Raw genomic sequence first — 23,976 nt, 5'->3', positions numbered from 1 at the left:
GCACAACGGACGAAGGACGAAGGACGCTTCAGAAATCGGCGTATCCGCTCGCACCGTCACGCGCTTGATACGCGTCGACGACCCGGCGCGATCAGGTACAGAACCGGAAAAATCCGCTGTGAAGCAGGATCGGCCTGCCGTCCATCTCCTCGAGCAGGCAGCGCGCCGCGCGCTCGATCGCGGGGCGATGGCGTGCGAATGCATCGACGAGATCCTGTTCGCGCGACGATGCCGCCCGGAAGTGGTCTTCCAGCGCTTCCGCGGTGATCACGCAGCGCACGCGGCGGCCTTCGACCACGGCCGGAAAGGCCAACGCCGGGTCCAGGCCGCAATACGTCGGCGGTTCGGAAGGAAAAGTTATCGGCATGACGATCCCTTGGGCAGATGGCGGGCCGCCCCGGTATCGGGCGCGGCGACCCTAGGCTGCCGCGACGGCAGCAGGCGCGGCATCGTCGCCGCGTACGAGCAGGACCGGGCAACGCGATCCGCGCAGAAAGCGTTCGGCTACGCTGCCGAGGACCAGCCGACGGACGCCGCGCCGGCCGTGCGTGCCGACCACCGCGAGATCGATCGACCGTTCGACGACATAGCGTTGCAGCCGTTCGGCGATATCCTGGCCGGGTTCGGTCTCGACGATTTCGGTATCGCCGTTGACGGCCGCATGCGAGATGGCCCGTTCCGCGCTTCGCAGCACCGCCGCGCCATCGCGCCGGACTTCGTCGAGCAGCGCATCCGGGTTCATGCGTCCGGCGTACGTGATCAGAAGCGATTGGTCGACGACGAAAACGGCGAACACGCGCGCGCCGCAGGACCGGGCAACCTTCAGGCCCTCTTCAAGCGCCTGACTCGACGAAGGACTGCCGTCCACGGCGACCATGATGTTCGTGTACATACCTACCTCGCTGGATGACTGGACGCGCCGGTGACGTTCGGCGTTGTTTCATCATCAGCGCTCGCCGGAAACCTGCGTTGACCGAAGTCAACGGTTCGAAGCGGTATGCGCCGGCGCGGACGGCGCCGATTAGCGAGGGTCGACCGGCAGCGCCGGCGTGTCCGGCGGGCGCTCGTACGCCGCGAAGCCCCGCTCGATTTCAAGAATCTTCGACACGCATGCATCGTATTGCCAGCCGGGGCCGCCATCGGTGCCGTACATGCCCTTGCACATCGCCTTGAGCCGAATCACCGCGCCGCCGTCGCCCGATGCCGTGCGCGACGCCCACAGATAGACTTCTCCGGCGAAATGCGGTTGCGCGGTTTCGATCCGGTCCTCACTGAATCGCGTGATACGGGTCGACGAACGTGCGTCGACGTAGCGCCGTGCGAGCTGCCATGCACGGTCGCATCCGGGTGCCGTCGAACAGTGCAGCGCTGCAGCCTCTCGTGCCGCCAGCAATTGCGTCTCGGTCGACCGGAACGCCGCCTCCTGGCTCATACCGGCGCAAGCGCCCAGCGCGAGCGCGGCCCCGATCGCCCACGTCGGATGTTTCATTGCCCATGCCTCATCACGCGGCGACTTGCGCGCGCCATCGGGCGCCGCGTCATGCGAGCGCCGGAGTCCACTGTATTGCCGGCGGCGCGAATGCGGTTGACCTGCGTCAATCGCCGTCGTGCGGTGCACATCGCGGACGTCGCCTTCGTCGCCACGAGAACATACTTTTGACGATCCGCTGGCTTGAGCGGCGCGGCGCAGCCCGTGGCATGGTCGCGTCACCGATCCTCGGCGCCCGCCTCGCTTGCCGCGGACTGTTCAATTCCACGCATGCCGCGCCGGGCGTGCGCCGTTCAGATAGTAGTTGCCGACGAGGTGATATTTCCAGCGCACCGGATCGTGCAACGTATGCGTGCGCGCATTGCGCCAATGCCGGTCGAGGTTGTGCTCGGCGAGCGTCGACTGCGTGCCGGCCAGCTCGAACAGCTTCTCGCCGGCGAGCAACGCGACCTCGGTCGTCAGCACCTTCGCTTCGCCGACCGCGACGGACGCCCGCGCGACGTCGTCTTCGGTCACGTCACCCTTTGCCGCGATCTCGTCGAGCGTGCGCGCCGCGCGTTCGAGCAACGCGTCGGCCGCATGCAGCTGGATGTGCAGCCGGCCGATTTCGCGGATCGTCAGCGGATCGTCCACCGCCCGTTCGACGCCGCTGTCGACCCACGGCCGCGTGCGGGTCCGCACGAACGCGAGCGTATCGTCGATCGCCGCCTTCGCGATGCCCGAGTCGATCGCCGCCTGGATGATCTGCGACAGCGGGCCGTTGAGCGTCGGCACATCCGACACGCGCTGCGCGGGCAGCACGTGCGACGCGGGGATGCGCACCGCGTCGAGCACGACCGTGCCGCTCGCGGTCGTGCGCTGCCCGAATCCCGACCAGTCGTCGATCACGGTCAGCCCCGGCGTCGGTTGCGGCACGTACGCGAGCCAGGCCTGCTGCGCGTCGTCGAGCCCGAGCACCGGCACGTAGTGCGCGAACAGCGCGCCGGTCGAATAGAACTTCGTACCGTCGACCACATAGTCGTCGCCGTCGCGCCGCACGCGCGTCTTCAGGTCGAGCACGTGCTTCGTGCCCTTCTCCGAGAATCCGTTGCCGAACCGCTTGCCGCTCAGCACTTCGGCGAAGAAATGACGCTTCTGCGCGTCGGTGCCGACGAGCGTGATCACGTCGATCAACCCGAAATGATTCTGCGGAAGCTGCCCGAGCGACGCATCGGCCGCGGCGACGATCTTGATCACCTCGGTGAGCGTCACGTGCGACACGCCTGCGCCGCCGTACGCCTTCGGCACCGTGATCGCCCACAGCCCCGACTGCGAGAACCATTCGATTTCCTCACGCGGCAGCCGGCGTTCTCGATCGCGCTCGGCGGCCCCTTGCGCGAGACGTTGCGCCAGCGCATGCGCGACCGCGATCGCTTCCGCATCATCCGCAATCACACGGGCCAGCTGTGGTTGTGCTTCGGCCGGCCGATCCTGAATCGTCGCGCTCGTGTCTGACATCGGGTTCTCCTGTCGAATGGCGAAAGCATTCAATCTAGCAGCGCCGCGCGGACCGGAAAACCGAGCGATTCTCGAAACGATATTCCTTTGGAGAACAAACGACGTCGCAATGGATGCAGGTGAATCGGCGCTTCGACGTCGCAATGGACGCGAGAACGTCGATACGTCCCCGCGCGGGTCTCGGTAATACGCAGCGACGATAACGATCCGAGAATCCGTTATTGGAACGCTCGCGTCGCGCTTCCTATACTGGGCTCCCGGCGCACACGGCCCCGCCCTTCGAGGAAATCCGCATGACTTCGTCGCACGCAGCTCCCGACCTTTCCACCGGTACCGATTACGACGCGCTCGCGAGCCGGTTCCGGCCGATCTTCGAGCGTATCGCCGCCGGCACCGCCGAGCGCGAACGCAACCGCGAACTACCCCACGAGGCGATCGGCTGGCTGAAGTCGGCAGGCTTTGGCGCGATCCGGCTGCCGGCAAGCGCCGGCGGCGCAGGCGCATCGCTGCCGCAGTTGTTCCGGCTGCTGACCGAGCTCGCCGCCGCCGATTCCAATTTGCCGCAGGCGTTACGCGGGCATTTCGCGTTCGTCGAGGACTGGCTGAACGCGCCGGACAGCCCGCAGCGCACGACCTGGTTCGACCGCTTCGCAAGCGGCCAGCTCGTCGGCAATGCATGGTCGGAAGCCGGCGACGTACCGCTCGGCCAGACCGTCACGAAGGTGTCGGAGCAGAACGGCCGGCTCGTGCTGAACGGCCGGAAGTTCTACAGCACCGGCAGCCTGTTCGCCGACTGGATCGACGTGTTCGCGCAGCGCGCGCACGACGGCAGCGACGTGATCGTCGCCGTCGCGACCGCGCAGCCCGGCGTGATCCGCGACGACGACTGGGACGGCTTCGGCCAGACCACCACCGGCAGCGGCACGACACGTTTCGAGAATGCGGCGGTCGATGCCGACAACGTGATCGATTTCGCACGCCGCTTCAAATACCAGACCGCGTTCTACCAGTTGTTCCACGTCGCGACGCTGGCCGGCATCGGCCACGCGATCGTGCGCGATGCGGGCGAGCTCGTGCGCAACCGCACGCGCGTGTACAGCCACGGCAACGCGCAGCGTGCCGGCGACGACGCCCAGCTGCAGCAGGTGATCGGCGAGATCGCGTCATGGGCATACGCGGCCGACGCGCTCGCGCTGCGCGCCGCGCAACCGCTTCAGCACGCGTACGAAGCGCGCTTCGGCGGCGACGAAGCGGCCGAGCAGGCCGCAAACGTCGCGGCCGAAATCGAATCCGCGCAAAGCCAGCTCGTCGTGTCCGAACTCGTGCTGCGCGCGGCGACGCGCCTGTTCGACGCGCTCGGCGCATCCGCGACCCGCAGCACGACCGCGCTCGATCGCCACTGGCGCAACGCGCGCACGGTGTCGTCGCACAACCCGCTCGTGTACAAGGCGCGCATCGTCGGCGACTGGATCATCAACGGCCGTACGCCGCCGTTCGTCTGGCGCGTGGGCAGCGGTGCGGGCGCCAATACCGACGCCGCAGCGGAAACGAGGGTCGCGCAATGAGCAAGACCATTCGCTTCAACGCATTCGAGATGAATTGCGTGGGCCATCAATCGCCGGGCCTGTGGGCGCATCCGCGCGACCGCTCGTGGCAGTACAAGGATCTCGACTACTGGACCGACCTCGCGCGCGTGCTCGAACGCGGGATCTTCGATGCCATCTTCATCGCGGACGTGATCGGCTATTACGACGTATACAAGGGCAGCAACTATCACGCGCTGCACCAGGCCGCGCAGATCCCGGTCAACGATCCGCTGCAACTGGCCGCGCCGATCGCGATGGCGACCGAGCATCTCGGCATCGGCATCACCGCGTCGACGACGTTCGAGCATCCATACACGTTCGCGCGCCGGCTGTCGACCGCCGACCATCACACGAAGGGCCGGCTCGCGTGGAATATCGTCACGTCGTACCTGGAGAGCGGCGCGAAGAACGTCGGCGATCACGGGCTGCGCACGCACGACGACCGCTATGCGGTCGCGGCCGAATACGTCGAGGTGCTGTACAAGCTGTTCGAGGGCAGCTGGGAAGATGGCGCGGTGGTGCGCGATCGCGACGGCCGTGTGTTCACGCATCCGGAGAAAGTGCACGAGATCGGCCACAAGGGCCGCTTCTTCGACGTGCCCGGCTATCACCTGTGCGAGCCGTCGCCGCAGCGCACGCCGGTGCTGTTCCAGGCCGGCGCGTCGGGCCCCGGCAAGGCGTTCGCCGCGCAGCACGCCGAATGCGTGTTCGTCGCCGCGCCGACCCGCGACCAGCTCGCGCGCTACGTGGCCGACGTGCGTGCACAGGCCGCGGCCGCCGGGCGCGATCCGGCGAAGGTACTGATCTACAACCTCGTCACGGTGATCGTCGACGAGACCGACGAGAAGGCGCAGGCCAAGTTCGACGAGTATCGCCGCTATGTGTCGTACGACGGCTCGCTGGTGTTCATGTCGGGCTGGACCGGCATCGACTTCGGCCAGTACGCGCCGACCGATCCCGTCAGGCGCGTCGAAACGAATGCAATCGTGTCCGCGGTCGAACACCTGTCGGGCGGCGACACCGCGTGGACGATCGAGGCGCTGGCGGCGTGGGGCGGCATCGGCGGGATGGGCCCGGTGTTCGTCGGGTCGGCGGCGACCGTCGCGGACATCCTGCAGGAATGGGTCGCCGCGACCGACGTGGACGGCTTCAATCTCGCGTATGCGGTCGCGCATGAAACCTTCGAGGACGTCGTGCGCTATCTCGTGCCCGAACTGCAGCGCCGTGGCGCGTATCCGACCGCGTATGCGCCGGGCACGCTGCGCGAAAAACTGTTCGGCGGCTCGGCGCGGTTGCCGGACGAACATCCGGCCGCGCAGTTTCGCGATATCGAACAGGTCAAGCGCGCGGCCGAGCGGGAAGCGGTCAGCGCTTGACGCGTCATATATCGAAACCGGTCTGTCCGCATTCGCGCGGCGACCGGCTTCAGTACAAACGGCTTCGTGCGATTCGACGAAGCCGTTCGTGTTTTCCGAGGGGGCGGTAAACGCCCCCTCGGCGCTTACGCCACGCTTTCGTCGTCGACGTCATGCGCCGTCGGTTCGTACCGCACGATCAGCAGAAACACGATCGGCGTGACCGCACTGATCGCGACGACCCAGAACATGTCGGTGCCGAGACGGACCTGCAGGATCGGCAGCACGAACAGCGCCAGCGCCTGTCCGATGCCGCACAACGACCGCCCGAAGCCGACGCCGGTGCCGCGAATCGCGGCCGGATACGACAGCGTCGGATAGATCATCATCTGTGCGCCGGGGCCGAAGCCTTCGGCGAACAACCACGTACCGAGCATCAGCAACACGACGCCGACCGCGATCGCCCCGTGCGGATGGCCTGCGAGCGCCAGCGCGACGAGCGCGACCGTTTGGAGCGCGAACCCCGCGATCGCGACATGACGCGACGCATACCGATATGCGAGACGCATGCCGAGCAAGCCGCCGGTGAACGCGAACAGCACGTTCAATGCGAGCGATGCCGCGATCGTCTCGAACACGCCCGCACCGAGGAATTGCGACAGGATCGACGGCAGGAAGAACGCGATCGCCGTGTATTCGAACGGGATGCACAGGTTCATCACGCTGGCGACGATCGTGCGCCCCAGATACGGACGCTGGAACAGCACGCGAATCCGCACGGGCGGCGGGCTCGGCTCGCGTCGCGCATCGTCCGCTTCATGCGCGTGGATGCCATACGACTCGCGCAGGATGCGCGCGGCATTGGCCAGGTCGCCCTGATTCGCGGCCCACAGCGGCGATTCGTTCATGAAGCGGTTGCGGAACAGGATGATGACGAGCGCCGGCACCGCGCCGAAAATCAGCGATGCGCGCCACAGCCAGCCCGCATGCTCGGCCGGCAGCAGGAAATACAGGCCGAAGATCAACAGGAAGCACACCGACGACGCGACGTACCACATCGGGCACCACGCAGCGAGCCGCGACGCCTTGTTGCCGCGGCCGTTGAACTTCGAGAATTCCGCGAGAAACGCCATCGCGACGGGCAGGTCGATGCCGACGCCGAGCCCCATCACGAAGCGCGCGGCGATCAGCACCCAGACATTCGGCGCGAGCCCGGCCGCGATCGCCGCGACCACGAAGAACAGCATGTCGGCCATGAACACCTGGTAGCGGCCGATCCGGTCGGTCAGCCAGCCGCCGATCAGGCTACCGAAGATCGTGCCGATCATGATCGCCGACCCGACCAGCCCGGTCAGCGCGGGCGTCAGCCCGAATTCGCGCGCGACGTCGTCGATGCCGTACGACAGCGTCGTCAGGTCGTACGCGTCGAGAAACACGCCGCCGAGCGCCAGCAGCACGATCATCCGTGCGTGGCTGACCGAACTGTCCACCGTATTGATCAGGCGCGCGACGTCGCTGGCCGAGCGGATGGGAGAAGAAACCGGCGTGACCGGGCTCAGATCGATCGAACTCATCGGATTCCTTAGTTTGATGCCGCATGCATGGCAAGGTCGTCGTGAAGCCGGGAACCGGGCAAGTGCCTGCGCGACCATCGCGGCGTCGAACGAACGCGGCGCCGCTGTCGCCGGGTTCCGGCAGCGGAAATTCTGTTCCTCCGGTCCGGCAATCCCAAGCGATATAAACCGATAAATTAATCGGCGTGCGTCATAAAGTTGCGCGGGCGGCGCTTGGCAGCAGCACGCATGTGCAATCGCGAATGCCTTCGCTAACGGATCGCCCCGCGCTTCGTTACATTAGCCGGTCACGCCGGCCCCACCTCGCCGGCCCGCGCGGCACACGACTTCATTGCGCAGACGCCGACCGCACGAACGCGGCCAGATCGCGATTGAACCGCTCGGCCTCCTCGATGAACGGCGCGTGCCCCGACTCCGCGTACACCTTGCTGGCAATGCGCGGATTCAACTCGGCCGCGCGAGCCAGCGTCGCGTGCGTATCGACCAGCGCGTCGCGGCCGCCGTAGATGAAGAGCAGCGGCACACGCGCATTGCCGAGCCCCGCGGCGGCGAACACCGACATCGTCGGAATCGCCTTTTGCATGTCCCACGACGCCATCGCGGCGTTCGCGAGCAAGCGCTCGAACGTCACGGCATCCGGCCGACGGTTGAAGCACAGACCGACGAACGTACGCTCGCCGTCGAGATGCGTTTTCAGGTCCGGCGCATTCATGTCCCGGTACACGTCCGGATGATCGACGATCTGGCCCGGCGCAAGCTCGACCACGCCATCGACGTACACCGCGCCCGCGATCGCGCGATCGCCGTATTTGGCGAGGTAGTTCGAGATCACCACGCCGCCGAGCGACCAGCCGACCACGACGGGTTTGCGCGCATGCGCACCGTCGATGACCGCGGCGAGATCGTCGCCCCAGCGGGTTCCGTCGCGATACGGTTGCGCGCCGAGCGGCTTGTCCGACAGCCCGTGGCCGCGCAGGTCGTACGTGATGATCCGGAATCCGCGCAGGTCGGGGCTCCGGACCTGCGCGTCCCAGTTCAGCCGGCTGCCGAGCAGGCCGTGGATCAGGATGACCGGCACGCCGTCGGGGTCGCCGCTTTCCTGCACGGCCAGCTTCACGCCATCCGTCGACGTCACGGTATAGCTCAGCGGTGCGGCGGCCGCGTCATACGCCAACGCGAACGGCGTCGCCCACCAGATCACGGCCATCAGCGAGCGGATCAGCACTCGGGTCGTCACGATTTTTCCTCCAAGCATGAACGGACGCCCAGTCTCAACCCTCACACTGGTGTGAGAGTCAAGCGGATCGTGCTAACCTGCTTTCCATGAAAAACCCGCCTACCCAGCCCCTGCTGACCATCGGCAAACTCGCGCAGCTCACCGGCGCGAGCGTGCGCTCGATCCGGCACTACGACGAGCACGGCCTGCTCGCGTCGGTACGCGCGGCCAACGGCTATCGCCTGTTCGCCGACAACGCGGTGACGCAGGTCAAGCAGATTCAGCGCATGATCGCGACCGGCTTCACCCTCGACGACATTCGCGGCTTTCCGGACTGCATGCTGCTGATCGACGGCGCGCGGTCGTGCGACCAGATCACCGACGTCCAGCGCGCACGCCTCGAAGCGATCGACCGCCAGATCGCCGATCTCGAAAAGCGGCGCGCGCGGCTCGTCAAGATGTTGCGCGATGGCGCGGTGCCGCCGCTCGATTGACGCGCGGTTCGCCAGCCCGGCTCGGGCGCCGCCTCACCCGTCGGCCCACTCCATACCGGGATCGCGCGAGGATACGCGGCCGCCGCGCCACCACGAAAAACGCGCCTATTCAATGACGGTCGATTACAAACGCTTTTTATAAGCGCATCCTTGACATGCCGAATCGCGTGGTATTTACTCCCATTGCACTCGACGCAATACGCAATCGCAGCACGAAAAAACAACAGGACTGAGAGTTGCATTTGCATCGGCATGCAAGAAATGCGCGTCGGCGAAATGCAAGACGAAGAAGTAAAACAGACGTGATCCGAACGGGGGCCACATCCATGTCCGCTACCAGCAAACCGCCGCCTGGCGGTTGATTCCCGTCATTCAGCCATCCGACCACGCAGGTCCGCCGACGGTTTTTCGATAGAACCGGGGCGGCATCGTCACGTGCGTCGTCCGCCCGCATCGCGTCGCGCATGCGTCGGGTTTCAATGCGAGACGGCATGTTCGCGGAATACTCATTTCAAAAATCCGGTGAGTCCCGAATTTCACCGGTCGCGCAATATAAATTCGGGATTTCTTTAAAAAAGATGTGCCTCGATATTTCACATATTGATGAAGGAATGAAAATGAGTACCACGACGATCGAAAATGCCGGTTACGGGGTCTACAACTCGACCATCGATGTCACGACCCAGGTGGCGGCGGCCTACAAGAACGGCCAGCGCGTATTCACCGCCAGCAATCAATGGGGCGATCCGGCGCCGGGCGAGCGCAAGTACCTGTACATCTTCTGGACCCGCAACAGCGAATGGCAGTCGGGCGTGACCGGCGAGAACGATTCTCACGGCGTGACGCTGCCCTGAACCGTATTCCGCGCGCGGGACGGGTCGCCGCGTCGCGGCAGCGTGCAGTCGCCGTACGGCCCGTGCGCGTCATCCCGCGCGCAGCGTGTTTCCCCACCCTACCGATCGACAGGAGTCTTTCATGCCGTCCATCTACGTGCAGAACATCTCGATTCCCGTGAGCACCGCCACGCCGTCCGACTCGGGCGTCATCACGGCCCAGACCACCTACAGCTTCCCGACCAACGTGATTGCGGCCGGCGCGTCGGTGGCCAGTTACTCGGCCTCGTTCGGCAGCACCGACCACCACCTGCGCACGGTAGGCGCGAGCGTGCAGGTCCAGACGCAGAACAATTCGCCGACGGTGACCATCACGGGCTCGCTCCAACTGATCGACAACAGCAATAACGAACTCAACCCGAGCAGTTGCTCGTTGACCGCGTCGGTCATTGCCTGGGCGCAATAAGCGACGTTCGCCGCCGCATCGCCGCGATGCGCGGCGTCGTTCCATTGTCCGGTTTGCAGTCGTGCCTTTCATGGTCCTCCGCCCGCCGTTCGGGCCGAGGACCATTTTCTCGAGGAGTCGCCATGTCCACCAGCGCCAGCCAGCAAGCCGACATCCCCGCCCTGGGCGTGCTCCAGTTCGACGCCGGCAGCTTCGGTTCCGCCGTGAACCTGTTCCGCGGCAATCTCGCCTTTCCGCTCAAGCTGCTGACGCTGCCGGCACGTGGCGGGCTGGCGTTCGACCTGACCGTGCTGTACCAGAGCAACGTCGCGGACCAGGTCTCGCAATGGAACCTCACGAACCCGAGCGGCGCGCTCGGCGTGGGCTGGAGCATGCCGCTCGAACGCATCGTCGCGGAAACGCAGGGTACGGGCAGCCCGCTCGACGTCCAGTATTACCTGATGAGCCAGGGCCAGGCGATGCAGCTCGTGCCGATCCCGACGGCGTGGAGCCGCGGCACGCTGCCCGCCGACGCGTTCGACGACGCCGCGAACGCGGCGCTGTTCGCGAGCGACCGCGTGCCGGCGCCGCTCGCGTCCGCGCTGGAACGACACGGCTGGCGCCCGTCGGGGGACGCGCGTATCGCGTCCACCGGCCGCCCCGACGAGTGGCGTCTCGACGATGCGCCGCTGCGCCGCTCGCACCTGTTGCGCCGGCAACCGGACGGCACGATCACCGTGACCACCGACGGCCAGTCCTATGAAACGGCGCCCTACCAGTTCTGGCAGATCACGCACTACCCGGCCTGGGACAGCTGGGAAGTCGTCCGCCCGGACGGCACGGTCGCCACTTACGGCGGCTCGGATGCGGCCGCCGCCGCGCGCAACCTGATCCAGTGGGGCATCCGCTGGGGCAACTGGGTCGGCCCGAGCCGCCGCGCGGAAAACCAGCAGCGCTACGCGCTCGCGTGGAATCTCGCGCAGTTGCGCAATACGCTCGGGCACTGGATCGAATTTTCGTACAGCACGATCGAGCAGGCGGTCGGCGACGGCACGTTGACGTACACGCGCGAATGCCAGATCGCGAGCATGGAAAACGATCTCGGCTGGTCGTGCCGGTTCGCATGGCAGCCGATGACCTACGACACCCGCTCGCTCGACGCGCCGAAGGAATACCTGGCCGCGCACGGCGACCCTGCCCAGGCGCCGGGCGACCAGCCGAACGCATGGCAGGACCGTTACGAGACGCGCTATCTCGACCACGTCGACGTGATCGACGGCTCGGGCGCGCAGCAGACCCGGCTCGATTTCGACTGGTACGACCTGACCCTGCTCGCGCCGCGCGACGCAGCCAATCCGCTCGCCACCGGCGCCTGCTACAAACGCTATCTGAAAGGGGTGACCGATACCTTCAGCGGCGGCGCGGCCCGCCCCGGCATCGCATTCGACTACAACTTCGATGCCGACGGCGCGCCGAACCCGGGCGCGATGACGTCGATGACGCTGCCCACCGGCGGCGTGCTGCGCTACACGTACGCCGAGATCGACGTGGGCGCGGACGAGAACGTCGATCCGGGCTCGCGCAACCTCACCGTCGACAATCCGTTCGGCGCCAGCCGGCCGGGCGCGCCGCGCATCTGGTACGGCGCCGACTACGTGGTCGTCGCCTGGTACGAGGCCAGCGAGAACGCGCTGCTGGTGAACGTCTACACGTGGCTGGGCCGCTGGATTTCGGCCTGGACGGACTGGCAGCGCTTCGACGGCGCGCTCGATCTCGATCGGACGGTAGCCACGACCAGCGCCGACAGCTTCATGCTGCTGCTGGCCAACCTCGACGACACGCAATCGACGCTCTATCTCGCGTCGCGCCGGCCGGTCGCGAACGCGGACTGGCATTTCGCGGGCGAGCCCGGCTCGCCCACGCCGTACCGCTACGACAGCACGCAACTGCGGATCGCCAACGGCGCCGACTTCTTCGTCGTGATCGACGACGACGATCGCCGCGTCGACCGCTACGCGCTGAACTGGCAGACGCGCGACTGGGACGTCGCGCCCGCGCTCGCGAGCGGCACGTGCTGCCCGTCCGGCAGCGTCAACACGCAATCGTACGTGGCGGCGACCACCAATCACTATCTGGTGTTCTGCTATGACGAGGACACGGCGCGCGGCCGCTTCAGCCTGATGGTCCGCGATGCGGCGACGCTGGCGTGGCGGCTCGGCAGCACGCTGGACACCGACGCGATCACGATTCCGGCGGTCGGCGCCACGTCGTATTTCCAGCTGTCGATGGGCCAGGGCTTCGCGGCCGCCGCGTGGATCGACCGCTATGCGTCGTCGGGCGGCGTGGTGCAGGCTTTCGACTACCGCCTGGCCGTGCTCGCGTGGGACGACGACTACGGCAACCTCGCGTTGCGCCCGCTGCCCGACGTATTCGACGGCCCGGGCTTCACGAACCTGTCGCCGGCCTTCATGCAGACGCTCGGCCCGGTGATCACCGGCAACAGCCTGATCGGCTCGGGCCCGAACGTGCTGGTGTTCGACGGCGTGAGCTGGTCCTACCACTTCGCCGGCATCCAGTACGCGCCCGGCAGCGACGCGAACCGCCAGTTCTACTGGTACGCGTGGGATCAGCTCGGCGTGCTGAAGACGGAGAACACGACGTCGGCGCTCTACGCCGCGCTCGACAGTTTCGATCCCGACGCCGACACGCCGTGGGTCACCCAGGTGCTGCAGGACGAGGACCCGGCGCCCGCGGACCGCGAGACGCAGGGCTTCCCGACGCTGGCCGGCACGTTCCTGTCGCAGAACCGCGACCTCTACGGCCGGTCGGTCTGGCCCGCGTGGAACCCGCTCGCCGGCTTCCGGCTGGGCGAGATCACCGTCGATCGCTTCGACAGCACGACCGTCATCAACCAGGCGCCGGACTTCCTCGCGTTCATGACGCTCGACGCCGACGGTGCGCCGCTCGACACGCAGGTGCGCTTCTTCTGCAACGGCGGGCTGCTGCGCGACGCGCAAGGCGAGCCGGTGGTCGAGCGTTTTCCCGGGCAGCAGATGTTCCGCCTGCTCAACAGCACGCTGCACTACGAGACGGCCATTTCGGGCAAGCTGCCGGCGATTCCGTCGGGGTTCGTGACCTTCCCGTCGGGCAACGAGATCGACGCATCGACCCACATCACGCTGCACCGCTATGCGAATCACTCGCTGCATGCGCCGCTCGCGGCCTTCGTCGTGACCGCGCTCGCGATGGACAGCGGCTACGACACGATGCTGCGCTGCTACGCGTACGCGGACGTGTCGGCCAACACCGATCCGTCGGGCAGCATCGTGCAATTCTCGACGGTGTCCGAATACCAGGCGTGCGCGACGCCGCAGGCGCAGCGCTACGGCTGGACCACGAGCCATTTCTACAACGGCCTGCCCGCGCGGACGCTGCAGTTGCCGGACGATTGCCGCATCCGCGCCGGCGTACGCGGGACGGCCGCGCCCGTCGACGACGCGTACTCGCTGGCGGCCGGCCTGCTGCTGTCGAGTTCGGTGTACGACCGCGACGGCACGCTGCTGTCGTCCACCACCAGCGACTGGACCTACACCGACCAGGTCGCGAGCGACGCGAACGGCGCCACGCTGCGCAATCTCTACGACGCCGTGCCGCAGATCGCGACGTCGGTCGAGAGCCTGCAGGGCGTCGCGCGCACCATGACCTATGCGTACAACCCGGCGTCGGGCTATCCGGCCACGGTGCAGACCGCCTATTACGACAGCCGGGGCGAGCTCAACGTCACGCAGCGCACGTCGCTGTTCGGTTTCGAGGTCTACCCGGCGATGTGGAGCGCGCACATCCTCGCGCCGGTGGCCAGCGCATCGACGCGGGTGCAGGCGGACGGCGGCTGGCTGTTGCAGGCCGCGAAGGCGCAGACCTTCCGCAGCTGGGCGCACGACGACGGCACCACCTATCTCGCGGAAGCCGACAGCTGGGTCGCGGTCGACGAGAACGCGCCGCCGTTCGCCGCGTGGAACGGCGGTCAGCCCGGCGCGGGCTGGCTGCTGGAGGAGCGTATCGACACGCGCGACGGCGAGGGCAACGTGCTGCTCTCACACGACGTCACCGGCCGGCCGATGGCTTCGCTGTTCGACGATGCAGCGCGCTTTCGCATCGCCGGCTTCGTCAATTCGGCGGGCGGCAATGCGTACGACAGTTTCGAGGATTACCAGCGGCCGACCTGGAGCCTGCCGGCCGGCGCCGCCGTCTATCGCGACGACGCGGCCAGCGGCACCGCCTGCCTGCAGATCACCGCGTCGGCGACGCTCACCCGTGCCGTGACGCTGACCGACGGCCGCGCGCGGCAGTTGTTCGGCCTCTGGTTCAAGAGCCCGCCCGGCGCGACCGCGAGCGACTTCACCGTGACGTTGACGCTCACCGCACCGGGCGGCGCGCAGTTGAGCCGGCGCCTCGCGCCCACCGCCGGCCAGTGGCAACCGCAGCAATGGACCGTCGATCCGTCGTCGCTCGGCCTCGGCGCGAACGCCACCGTCACGCTCGGCATTCGGGCCGAACTGCCGGCAGGCGGCGCGGCGTGGCTGCGGCTCGACGACGTGTTCTTCACGCCGCTCGACTGCCAGTTCCAGTCGATCGCCTACGACGGCGCACGGCTGCGCACGCTCGGCACCACCGCGCCGAACGGCGTGCGCTCGCGCACGCTCTACAACCCGTTCGCCGAGCCGTCCGTGACGGTCGGCCCCTGGGACAATCCGAGCCTGATCAGCATGACCTGGTTCGCCGCGCAGGACACGACGATCGGACCGGCCGCGCCGTTTCCGCGCGCCACGCCGAACGCGGCGATCAACGTCAACGGCCAGGGGATGGGCATATACGACGGATTCTGCAACGGCGCGCTGGCGTTCTACACGGCCGCGTCGGGCAATGCGGCCGACTGGAGCACGGGCGGCGGGCTGCTCAGCTATCACGGCGAAGCGGCCGGGCCGCTCGGCGCGCGGCTCGAACGCACCGGTTTCGCGGCGGCGAGCATCGCCGCGCGCGTACTGGTCGACCGCGCCAGCCTCGGCGACGCGGTGCTCGGCACCGGCACCTGGTTCGTCGGCTTCAGCCCGGCGCAGGGCTGGCGTCTGTGGCGGCTCGACGGCGCGAACCCCGTGCTGCTTCAATCCGACAGCGGCGCGCCGGCCGCACGGGAATGGCTGCTGGTGGCCGTGACGGGCCGCGTGCTGTTCTTCGCCGACGGGCTCAAGGTGTTCGAATATGCGGACGCCGCGGTCGCCGCCCCGTTCGGCATCCAGCTCGGCATGACGCAGCCCGGCAGCTTCTCGGCGCTGGCCGTGGCCGAGGACGTCGGCCTGAGCGTCGAGTATCGGGATGGCCTCGCGCGCAGCCTGCAGACGCTGAAGCTCGAATCGGCCGATAGCGCGGTGCTCGACACCGGCGTGTACGACGATCGCGGCAACACCGCGATCCGGGCACTCACGAGCCGTGTCACGGTGTCCGGCGCACAGGCGTTGTTCGTCTACCAGGACGGGCTGGTGACCAACGGCGGCGCCGACGGCAGCCTCTGGCAAGGCGCGCCGCTCGAGGGCGCGCTCGCCGCGTGGCATCCCGACGCCGGCGGCTATCCGTTCGCGCGCACGGTCTACGAAAACGCCCCGCTCGGCCGACCGGTGGCGTTCGGTCAGCCCGGCTACGACTATGCGATCCGGCCCGGCAGCACGCATTACGCGACGCGCGGCTACGGCGTCAACGCCGACGCGGGGCGCTTCGCCTATCCGCTGCCGATCGGCGAGTATCACCTGACCACGGACGTCGATCCCAACGGCGCGGTCACGCAAAGCTGGTCGGACACGGCCGAACACCTGATCGGCCGCGTCGTGCAGAACGCGCTCACCGACGACAGCCTCGACTGGCGCATGAGCCAGATTTACGACGCGCAGGGCCGCACCATCGCGTCGGTGCCGCCCGCGTCGTACGCGGCAGGCGGCGCCGGCACGAAAGCCGTGCCGGCCGGCAGCAGCACCGCCGACTACGACTTCGCCGGGCACCGGCTCAGCTCGACCGATCCCGACAGCGGCACCACGCAGATCGTCTACAGCAGCGCCGGGCTGATGCGCTTCCTCGCCGACGGCAATGCATTGAACGGCGGCTACATCGCCTACCGGAAATACGACACGCTGAGCCGCGTGATCGAGGAAGGCACCTGTGCCGTCGCGTGGGACCGCGCGCAGCTTCAGCAGCATGCCGACGACCCCGAGTGGCCGCCGTCGTCGCCCACCTGGAGCGTGCGCCGCCACTACGACGGCGACGGATCGGATGCAACCCAGGACGACCACCTCGCCGGCCGGCTCTGGAAGGTCGAGGTCAACCAGGGCGACGCCGGGCAGGCCGGCTTGACCGAGACGGTCGCGTACGACCGGGCCGGGCGCGTGCTCGCGCGGCGCCGGCAATTCGCCGGGACGCCCGCGGGCGACTGCGTCATCGCGAATACGTGGTCGGCCGGCGGCAATCTGCTGTCGAGCACGGATTCGACCACGGGGCTCGTCAGCCTGCGCCGTTACGACGCGCTCGGCCGCGTGCTCGAGGTCGCGGCCGACACCGGCGGCACGACGACGGTGCTGATCGCGCACGAGTACGAGCCGAACGGCAAACCGGCGCTCACCCGCCTGTTGCCCGACGGCAAAGGCGCGTCGATGCTGTCCCGACGCTTCGCGTACACGCCGCCCGGCTGGCCCACCGTCAGCGATGCCGGGGGCGTGCTCAGGGAAACGCTCGCCTACGACACCGGCGCCTGTGAGGGCGGCGGCTATTACAACGGCGAAATCGCACGACAGACCGTCACGTCGGACGTGCCCGGCGGGTCGGTCGGGCCGGCCTGCACCACGATGGATTCGCTCGGCCAGCTGACCGCGTTCGGTTCCGGCGCCGACGCGCAACGCTGGGAGATCGACCTGAACGGCAACTTCGAGCGGCACACGCGCGGCGCCGATTCGGCCGGCTACACGTATGCGGCCGGCACCAACCGCCTGACCGGCTACACGGCCGCGCAGGACACCACCACGTTCGCGTACGACCATGCGGGCGGAATCGTCGGCGCGAGCGACGGCGCGGGTGCGACGTGCTGGCAGATCGGCTATGACGCCGGCACCGGACGGCCCGTCAGCTACGCCGGGCCGGGTGCGTCGCTATCGATCCTGCGCGACGCGGACGGCAATCGCGCGGCGCTGACCCGGACGAGCGGCGGCGCGACGTCGCAGCGCTTCCAGACGTCGATGCCCGACGGCGAACTCATGATCGACGCGGCAAACGGCGCGAGCGCGCCGACCCGCTTCATCGCCGCGCTCGACGTCCAGGTGGCATGGCACGACGGGCGCTTCTACTTCGCGCTGCTCGACCATCTCGGCAGCGTGCGCGTGCTGCTCGACGCGAGCGGCGAGACCGTCGGCGCGTGGCAGTACGACGTGTACGGCCAGCCCACCGTGCTGGTGGCCGCGCCGTTCGCGTGGCCGCGCCTGTTCACCGGCCACAACTACGACGCGGATTCCGGTTTCTACGACTGCAACGCGCGCTTCTACCACCCGGGTTACGGCCGTTACCTCAGCGTCGACCCGATGCTGGAAACGCCGTCGCCGTACGTCTATGTCGGCAACAACCCGCTCGTCTTCACCGATCCGAGCGGCATGAATGTGTGGGGCATCATCGTCGGCGCGCTGGTCACGCTGGCGGTGGGTGTGGCCGGCGTGCTGCTGCTCGGCACCGGCATCGGCGCGGCGATCCTGGTGGGCGTCGTGGCCGGCGCGGTCGGGTCGATGGCCGGCGACCTCATGAGCATGGCCACCGGCGACCAGATCAGCTGGAAACAGTTCGGCATCGATGCGCTGGCCGGTGCGGCGGCCGGCGCGGCCGGCGCGCTCGCGGGCGGCGGCGCCGGCGCACTGACCGCGCGCGCGGCGCTCGGCCTGAGCGCGGGCAAGGTAGCCACCACGCTGTCGGTGTCGCTCGTCTCCGGCATCGCGGGCGGCGTGGCCGGCGGCGCGGCCGGGGCCGGCGTGACGGCCGGCATGACCGGGCAGCCGTTCTTCAGCCGCGCGACCGCGCTGAACATCGCGATCGGCGCGGTGGCGGGCGGCGGCGCCGGGCTGATGGCGGCGGGCGCGCACCTCACCTTCTTCACCGGCAAGGCGTCGGTCGGCGTGAACCCGACGCCCCTGGAGAACGCCGGCGAAATCCCGAACTATCCGCCGCCGAACGCGCCCGGCTTGCCGAGCGAACCCGGCCAGAGCGGCCTGGTCGGCAAGGTGCGGATCCTGATGCCGAACGATCCGGTCACGGCCAGCGTGAAAGCCCGGTGGGATGCGTTCACCACCGATCTGCAGCGGCAGCAGTTCGCGCAGAATCTCACGCGGGTCGGCAACCTCGACGTCGACGTCGTCGCGACGCACGGTATTTCGCGCAGCGCGATGGTCGAGTGGACGGCCAAGAACGGCGTGCCGATCAACCGGCCGACCTCCGCGTCCACGCTGGCGCGGTTCCTGCGCGCGCAGGGCTATGGCGCGGCCGATACGAACTTTCCCGCCGCGTCGGGCAGGCCGATCAAGCTCGTTACCTGCTTCGCCGGGATGGCCGGCCGCTTCAGTTTCGCGCAGGCGCTGGCCAACGAGCTGCAAGTCGACGTGTACGCGCACTGGTGGGTCGTCTATCCGACCAACAATGCGACGCCATGGATCCGCTTTCAGCCGCGCTGACGGCGCGGCGCATCGCGACAGGCGACGACGGCCGCGCGGCGGCCGTCGCGGATCGGGCACGCTACGCGGCTCTATTTTTATGCCCGTGGGGCGGATTTCCCCGATCCGCTTGTTCCGACGTCAATCGTCGAAGGTGCCCCGATATTCCGGCGCGGCGTCCGCGCGCGTGTTCAGTTCGAACATCACGCCACCCGGCGCGCGGCAAAAGAAGCGGGAGCCGCGCCCGTTGTTGAAGACGTCCGTCTCCATCGCGACGCCCTCCTCCTTGAAGCGCGCGAACAACGCTTGCACGGCCTCGAGGCTCGGCAGTTCGAAGCCGACGTGGAAATGGGTCGGCCACGCGGGCACGCCGTCGCCGACGTGATCGATCACGACGTCGAAGCCCGGGCGTTTGAGAATCCACGATTTGTCCCAGCTTCCCGCGATCGTGAAGCCGAGGTATCGCTCGAAGAATCGGGCCGTCGCCAGCGTGTCGGCAGAGGGGAAGCTCAGGTGGTTGAGTTTCATCGTGTGGGTCGTGTCGGTCATGGTCGCGCGCTCTGATGCGGTGAAGGGCGAAGGCTCCATGCCATGCCGCCCGAGGACTTCAGAATACGAGCGCGGGCTCGCATTCCACAACTCGCATTGGACGTTCCGCCGGATGCGCGTGGAACCCTTGCCGCGCCGTCGGTTGCGGGATGGCGACGATCGCGGCGGATAGTGTGACTCGCATTCGCGACGGCATCGTCGATGCGCGGTGCCCGATCGACTGGCGACATCAAACGACGACGGCCCGGGATTCGCGAACGAACCCCGGGCCTTCGATCGACAGCGGATGGTGCCGGGCTGAGTATCCATTGCCCGGCACCGCGCGTCGCTCAACGCGACGCGGCCTGCATCAGAACTGATAACCCGCGCCGACCACCGCACCGAAGTCCGACCGCGTGTTGCCCGTCACCGATGCCTTGACGACCCAGCGGTTGCTCTCCGTCACATACGAGTAGCCGGCCGCGAAGCCCTGCTGGCCGTGATAGTTCGACGTCGCCGCCGACACCATCGAACGCCCCGCGCCGGTCGGCTGCGGCAAGCCCGCCACCGCCATCGCCGACGCGACGCCGCCGTACATGTCCTTCTTCAGGTCGTTGAACGAGTTGTACACCTGCCCGATGCGCTGGTCGGTATAGCCCTTCGCCTGCGTCGACGCGGTCGCGAGGTTGTCGTTCAGCTGCTGCACGTTCACCGCGTCGGTCGGCGCCGTGCCGGCCGCGACGTTCGTGACCTGGCGCTCGCTGCCCTTCGCGCCGACCGAGAACGAATTGTCGCGATCGGCGACCGAGCCCTGGCCGACCGCCACCGCGTTCTTGCCGGTTGCGGTCGCCGTCGACCCGATCGCACCCGCATCGGCGCGCGCGATCCACGTGGTGTTCGCATCGGTCGCGGTCGCACGGATCCGGTCGTTGACCGCGACATTCTGCAGCGCGGCGTTGAACTGGCCCATGTTGACCGCGTCGTTGGCGTTCACGCCCGCCGCCACGCCGGTCAGCACGCGATCGCCCGCCGTGCCGGAGAAGTTCACGCTCGTGCCGCCCGACTCCTTGCCGACCGTGATCGCGCCGTTCGGGTCCTGCTGCTGCACGAGGCCGGCCTTGCCGTTCGCGATGTTGGTCACGCTCCCTTGCAGGCTCGAGATGTCGGTGGTGTTCTTCGACACCTGCTGGTTGGTCGCGTAGAGCTGCGAGCCGTTCACCGCGTCGGTGCTGGTCGCGCCGAGCGTGCCGGCCTGCACGTTGGTGATGCGCGTGCCGCCCGCGCCGCCGAGCGTGATCGTGCTCTTCGAGCTGTCGTCGTACTGCACCGCGAGCGCGCCGAGCTGGTTCAGGTTCGACTGCACGTCCTTCAGCTGCTTCACGTTCACCGCGTCGGTATCGCTGGTGCCGGCCGCGACGTTCTTCAGCACGACCGCCGACGTGGCGTCGCCGCCGACGAGCGACACCGAATTCAGCCGGTTGCCGCTCGGGTCGACGTCGTACTTGACGACGTTCTTCACCGCTTCGCCGGCCTGGTTCGACACGTTCGTGATCTGCTGTTCGAGCGCGGTCTTCACGCCCGACAACTGGCCGCCGTTGACCGCGTCCGTGCTGCCCGCGGCGAGGTTGCCGTCGGCCACGTTCGTCAGCTTCGTCGGCGCACCGCCGCGCGCGGCGTTGAACGCGCCGAGCGTCGGGTCGAATTGCAGCGCATCCTGCTGCAGCCCGGCAATCGCGGCCGTGTTGTTCGTGATATTGGTTTCGGCGTTGCCGAGGCGCGTTTCGTGATTCGCGAGCGTCGTCGTGTTGCTGCCGACGCGGCCGTCGAGGTTCGTCAGCGCGTCGCCGACGTTGTTGAACGCGCTGCCGCCGATCTTGTAGTTCGGTGCGCCGATCGAGCCGTCCGGGTTCGCCGTCGCGCCGCCGCCGAGCGCGGCCGCGGCGCCGTCGGTCGCGCGACGCAGTTGCGCGCCGTTCACCGCATCGGTGCTGCCGGCCGCCACGTTGCCTTCCGCGACGTTGGTCACGCGCACCGGATTCCCGCCGTTGCCTGCGCCGAGCGACACCTGCTGCTTGCTCGCATCGTCGTATTTGACGGCGAGCGCGTCGAGCTGGCTCGTCCCGTCGTGAATCGCCGCGGTCAGCTGATCGACGTTGACCGCGTCCGTGCCGCGCTTGCCGGCCGCGACGTTGCTGATCAGCTGCGGGCCGTGGCCGCCGTGGCTTGCATCGTATGCACCGAGGCCCGGGTTCCACTGCAGCGCGTCCTGCTGAAGCGCCGCGATGTTGCCGGTGTTCGTCGTCACCTGGTTGCCGACGGCCGTGATCGACTGGTTCAGCGTGTCGGTCGCCTTGCCAAGCTGGCCGACGTTCACCGCGTCGTTCGCGGCCACGCCGTCCGCGACGTTGTGCAGCGTCGTGCCGTTGGGGCCGGCGAACGTCACCGAGTCGAAGCCGCTCGCGCCGTCGTACTTGACGTTGCGCGTATCGGCCGCCCGCAGGTTGACGATGTTCGACGCCGCGGTGCTCAACGATCCGTTGATGCCGGTCACGCTGTTCTGCAGGTTCGTGATGTTCGACGCCGCCGTCGACAGGGACGTCTGCAACGGCGCGACGCTGCCCTTCAACTGGCCGACGTTGACCGCGTCGGTATCGGCAACGCCCGCAGCCACGCCGCCGATCGTCGTGCCGGTCGCGCCGTCGAGCGCGATCGCCGCATGCGAGTCGTCGGTGTATTTGACGACGTTCTGCGTCGCCGTGACGATGCTCGTGCTCAAGCTGTTGCCGACGCTGGTCACGCGCTGGTCGACGTTCGAGATCGTGGTCGACAGCGAATTGCCGACCGACGTCACGCGTGCGTCGACATTGCCGATGCCCGTGCTCAGCGTGTTGTTCACGTTCTTCAGCTGCTGGACGTTGACCGCATCGGTATCGGCCGCGCCCGCCGCGACGTTCTTGAGCTGGCGTTCGCTGCCGAGCGCGCCGAACGATACCGCGCCGCCGACCGGTGCGGCCGTGCCGCCGAATACCGGCGTACCGCCGTTGTTCGCGCCGACGCTGCCCGAGCCGATCGCCACCTGGTTGTTGTCGTTCGTCTGCGCGCCGGCGCCGATCGCCACCGACTGGGTGCCGGCGGCACGCGTCTGCGTGGCCGCGTCGTACGATGCACCGGCCGATACGCCGTCGCTCGACGTCGGGTTCGCGCCGCCGATCGCGACCGAGCGGTCGCCGCTGGCGAGCGCCGAGTGGCCGAGCGCAATCGAGCTCGTGCCGTGCGCGTCCGCGACGTTGCCGAGCGCCATCGAGAAATCGCCGACCGCCGCCGACTGGCGGCCGATCGCCAGCGCGGTGTTGCCCTGTGCGACAGCGACCGTGCCGATCGCCATCGCCGAATTCGCCAGCGCCTGCGAGCCGACGCCGATCGCAATCGCACCGCCGCTGCTGGAACCGCCCTTGCTGCTCGCGTTCGACTGGTCGCCGATCGCGATACCGCTGGTGCCGGCCTTCGCGTTGGTGCCTTGCGTCACGTTGGTGGTGCTGACTGCCACGTAGCTGCCGTTCTTGGTCGCCACGCACAGCGGGTTGGTCCCGTCGATGCACTGGCCGTTCAGCGCGTTGTCCGGGTTGCCGCGGTCGACGAAATTGTCCGCGTGGGCGCCGCCGGCGATCAGCACACCCGCGCCCGTGAACATCGCGGCGGCGAGCGCCGAAATCTGCTTCCTCTTCATGGTCTTCTGCTCCGTTGTGTAGCGTCTGGTTTGAATACGGACTACTTACTTTTATTGACAGCTTCGACTTCGATTGCGACTTCGTTTCGGAAGCGGATTCCGCTACCGGGCCACCATATCGACACGACACGCATCGAGCACCCGTTTCGGCAGGGCGTTCGAAAGCCGCGGGCATGTCGTCGTCCCGACGTCCCGTTCCGTTAATTCGACAATTGCATTAGGAATACGTATTGTTTCTCATGGACGAGTTTTCCCCCGACTGAATCCGGAGATTCAACCCGTCGTCATGTGCATCCCCGATTTGTCGTCGCGCGAACCGCGACCCACCACGCTTCTTTTATTTCATCCCGGGCAACAACCGGGGTTTCGTTTCCGTGCAGCAAGCACGGGCCTGGACAGTCATCAATTGATGCGCCGGCCCCGGGTCAGGCAACGTCCGTCACCGCTTGCGGCGCCTCCGCTGCCCTGCTCCACCCGTCGCTCAAAGTTCGGACGAATTATGAGAC

14 protein-coding genes are annotated in these 23,976 nt (G+C 67.8%); 6 read left to right on the top strand and 8 right to left on the bottom strand.

Going from position 1 to position 23,976, the window contains the following annotated elements; all coding sequences use genetic code 11:
• Positions 1–91: 91 nt before the first annotated feature.
• The 4 genes from J8I35_RS01750 to J8I35_RS01735 form a co-directional block, all read right to left on the bottom strand.
• On the bottom strand, positions 92–367 hold the full coding sequence (locus tag J8I35_RS01750; RefSeq protein ID WP_209924294.1) for a DUF1488 domain-containing protein: 276 nt from the start codon (positions 365–367) through the stop codon (positions 92–94).
• A gap of 51 nt (positions 368–418) precedes the next feature.
• Complete coding sequence (locus J8I35_RS01745) at positions 419–892, bottom strand: universal stress protein (RefSeq protein ID WP_050015267.1); 474 nt, start codon at positions 890–892, stop codon at positions 419–421.
• Between the two features lie 129 nt (positions 893–1,021).
• Positions 1,022–1,711, bottom strand: coding sequence for a hypothetical protein (locus J8I35_RS01740; RefSeq protein ID WP_245170046.1), 690 nt, complete (start codon positions 1,709–1,711; stop codon positions 1,022–1,024).
• Between the two features lie 36 nt (positions 1,712–1,747).
• Positions 1,748–2,986 (bottom strand): SfnB family sulfur acquisition oxidoreductase, encoded by a 1,239-nt coding sequence (locus tag J8I35_RS01735; protein ID WP_209924293.1) that lies wholly within the window; start codon positions 2,984–2,986, stop codon positions 1,748–1,750.
• 293 nt (positions 2,987–3,279) lie between these two features.
• Between J8I35_RS01735 and J8I35_RS01730 the strand changes: the two genes are divergently transcribed.
• Both J8I35_RS01730 and J8I35_RS01725 read left to right on the top strand, forming a co-directional pair.
• Positions 3,280–4,551 (top strand): acyl-CoA dehydrogenase family protein, encoded by a 1,272-nt coding sequence (locus tag J8I35_RS01730; RefSeq protein ID WP_209924292.1) that lies wholly within the window; start codon positions 3,280–3,282, stop codon positions 4,549–4,551.
• Positions 4,548–5,948 (top strand): LLM class flavin-dependent oxidoreductase, encoded by a 1,401-nt coding sequence (locus J8I35_RS01725; protein WP_089490034.1) that lies wholly within the window; start codon positions 4,548–4,550, stop codon positions 5,946–5,948. Before J8I35_RS01730 ends, J8I35_RS01725 begins: the two co-directional genes overlap by 4 nt.
• A 125-nt stretch (positions 5,949–6,073) precedes the next feature.
• Here J8I35_RS01725 and J8I35_RS01720 read toward each other — a convergent pair whose 3' ends face one another.
• The gene (locus tag J8I35_RS01720; protein ID WP_209924291.1) at positions 6,074–7,501 is read right to left on the bottom strand and encodes an MFS transporter; all 1,428 of its coding nucleotides are present in this window, start codon (positions 7,499–7,501) and stop codon (positions 6,074–6,076) included.
• Positions 7,502–7,829: 328 nt separating this feature from the next.
• Complete coding sequence (locus tag J8I35_RS01715) at positions 7,830–8,738, bottom strand: alpha/beta hydrolase (RefSeq protein WP_209924290.1); 909 nt, start codon at positions 8,736–8,738, stop codon at positions 7,830–7,832.
• 86 nt (positions 8,739–8,824) lie between these two features.
• Here J8I35_RS01715 and J8I35_RS01710 point away from each other — a divergent pair, with 86 nt between their 5' ends.
• From J8I35_RS01710 to J8I35_RS01695, 4 genes are all read left to right on the top strand, one after another.
• Entirely contained in the window at positions 8,825–9,211 is a 387-nt protein-coding gene (locus tag J8I35_RS01710; protein WP_050015280.1) for a MerR family transcriptional regulator, read from the top strand.
• A 491-nt stretch (positions 9,212–9,702) separates the two neighbouring features.
• The gene (locus J8I35_RS01705; RefSeq protein ID WP_124630135.1) at positions 9,703–10,065 is read left to right on the top strand and encodes a hypothetical protein; all 363 of its coding nucleotides are present in this window, start codon (positions 9,703–9,705) and stop codon (positions 10,063–10,065) included.
• 121 nt (positions 10,066–10,186) lie between these two features.
• A complete protein-coding gene (locus tag J8I35_RS01700; protein ID WP_050015283.1) occupies positions 10,187–10,510 on the top strand; it encodes a hypothetical protein in 324 nt (107 codons plus the stop codon).
• 122 nt (positions 10,511–10,632) lie between these two features.
• Complete coding sequence (locus J8I35_RS01695; protein ID WP_209924289.1) at positions 10,633–19,236, top strand: RHS repeat-associated core domain-containing protein; 8,604 nt, start codon at positions 10,633–10,635, stop codon at positions 19,234–19,236.
• Between the two features lie 120 nt (positions 19,237–19,356).
• Here J8I35_RS01695 and J8I35_RS01690 read toward each other — a convergent pair whose 3' ends face one another.
• Entirely contained in the window at positions 19,357–19,764 is a 408-nt protein-coding gene (locus J8I35_RS01690) for a VOC family protein (RefSeq protein WP_185731848.1), read from the bottom strand.
• 349 nt (positions 19,765–20,113) lie between these two features.
• Positions 20,114–23,470 (bottom strand): YadA-like family protein, encoded by a 3,357-nt coding sequence (locus J8I35_RS01685; protein WP_209924288.1) that lies wholly within the window; start codon positions 23,468–23,470, stop codon positions 20,114–20,116.
• Positions 23,471–23,976 lie beyond the last annotated feature (506 nt).

Source organism: Burkholderia sp. CpTa8-5 (assembly GCF_017815045.1).
In the GTDB taxonomy this organism is placed as follows: Bacteria; Pseudomonadota; Gammaproteobacteria; order Burkholderiales; family Burkholderiaceae; genus Burkholderia; species Burkholderia sola.
This window is presented reverse-complemented; position numbering and strand designations above follow the sequence as displayed.

Coding starts and splice junctions, on each gene's coding strand:
- J8I35_RS01750 (WP_209924294.1), bottom strand. CDS start 367: ATGCCGATAACTTTTCCTTCCGAACCGCCGACGTATTGCGGCCTGGAC.
- J8I35_RS01745 (WP_050015267.1), bottom strand. CDS start 892: ATGTACACGAACATCATGGTCGCCGTGGACGGCAGTCCTTCGTCGAGT.
- J8I35_RS01735 (WP_209924293.1), bottom strand. CDS start 2,986: ATGTCAGACACGAGCGCGACGATTCAGGATCGGCCGGCCGAAGCACAA.
- J8I35_RS01730 (WP_209924292.1), top strand. CDS start 3,280: ATGACTTCGTCGCACGCAGCTCCCGACCTTTCCACCGGTACCGATTAC.
- J8I35_RS01725 (WP_089490034.1), top strand. CDS start 4,548: ATGAGCAAGACCATTCGCTTCAACGCATTCGAGATGAATTGCGTGGGC.
- J8I35_RS01720 (WP_209924291.1), bottom strand. CDS start 7,501: ATGAGTTCGATCGATCTGAGCCCGGTCACGCCGGTTTCTTCTCCCATC.
- J8I35_RS01710 (WP_050015280.1), top strand. CDS start 8,825: ATGAAAAACCCGCCTACCCAGCCCCTGCTGACCATCGGCAAACTCGCG.
- J8I35_RS01705 (WP_124630135.1), top strand. CDS start 9,703: ATGTTCGCGGAATACTCATTTCAAAAATCCGGTGAGTCCCGAATTTCA.
- J8I35_RS01700 (WP_050015283.1), top strand. CDS start 10,187: ATGCCGTCCATCTACGTGCAGAACATCTCGATTCCCGTGAGCACCGCC.
- J8I35_RS01695 (WP_209924289.1), top strand. CDS start 10,633: ATGTCCACCAGCGCCAGCCAGCAAGCCGACATCCCCGCCCTGGGCGTG.
- J8I35_RS01690 (WP_185731848.1), bottom strand. CDS start 19,764: ATGACCGACACGACCCACACGATGAAACTCAACCACCTGAGCTTCCCC.
- J8I35_RS01685 (WP_209924288.1), bottom strand. CDS start 23,470: ATGAAGAGGAAGCAGATTTCGGCGCTCGCCGCCGCGATGTTCACGGGC.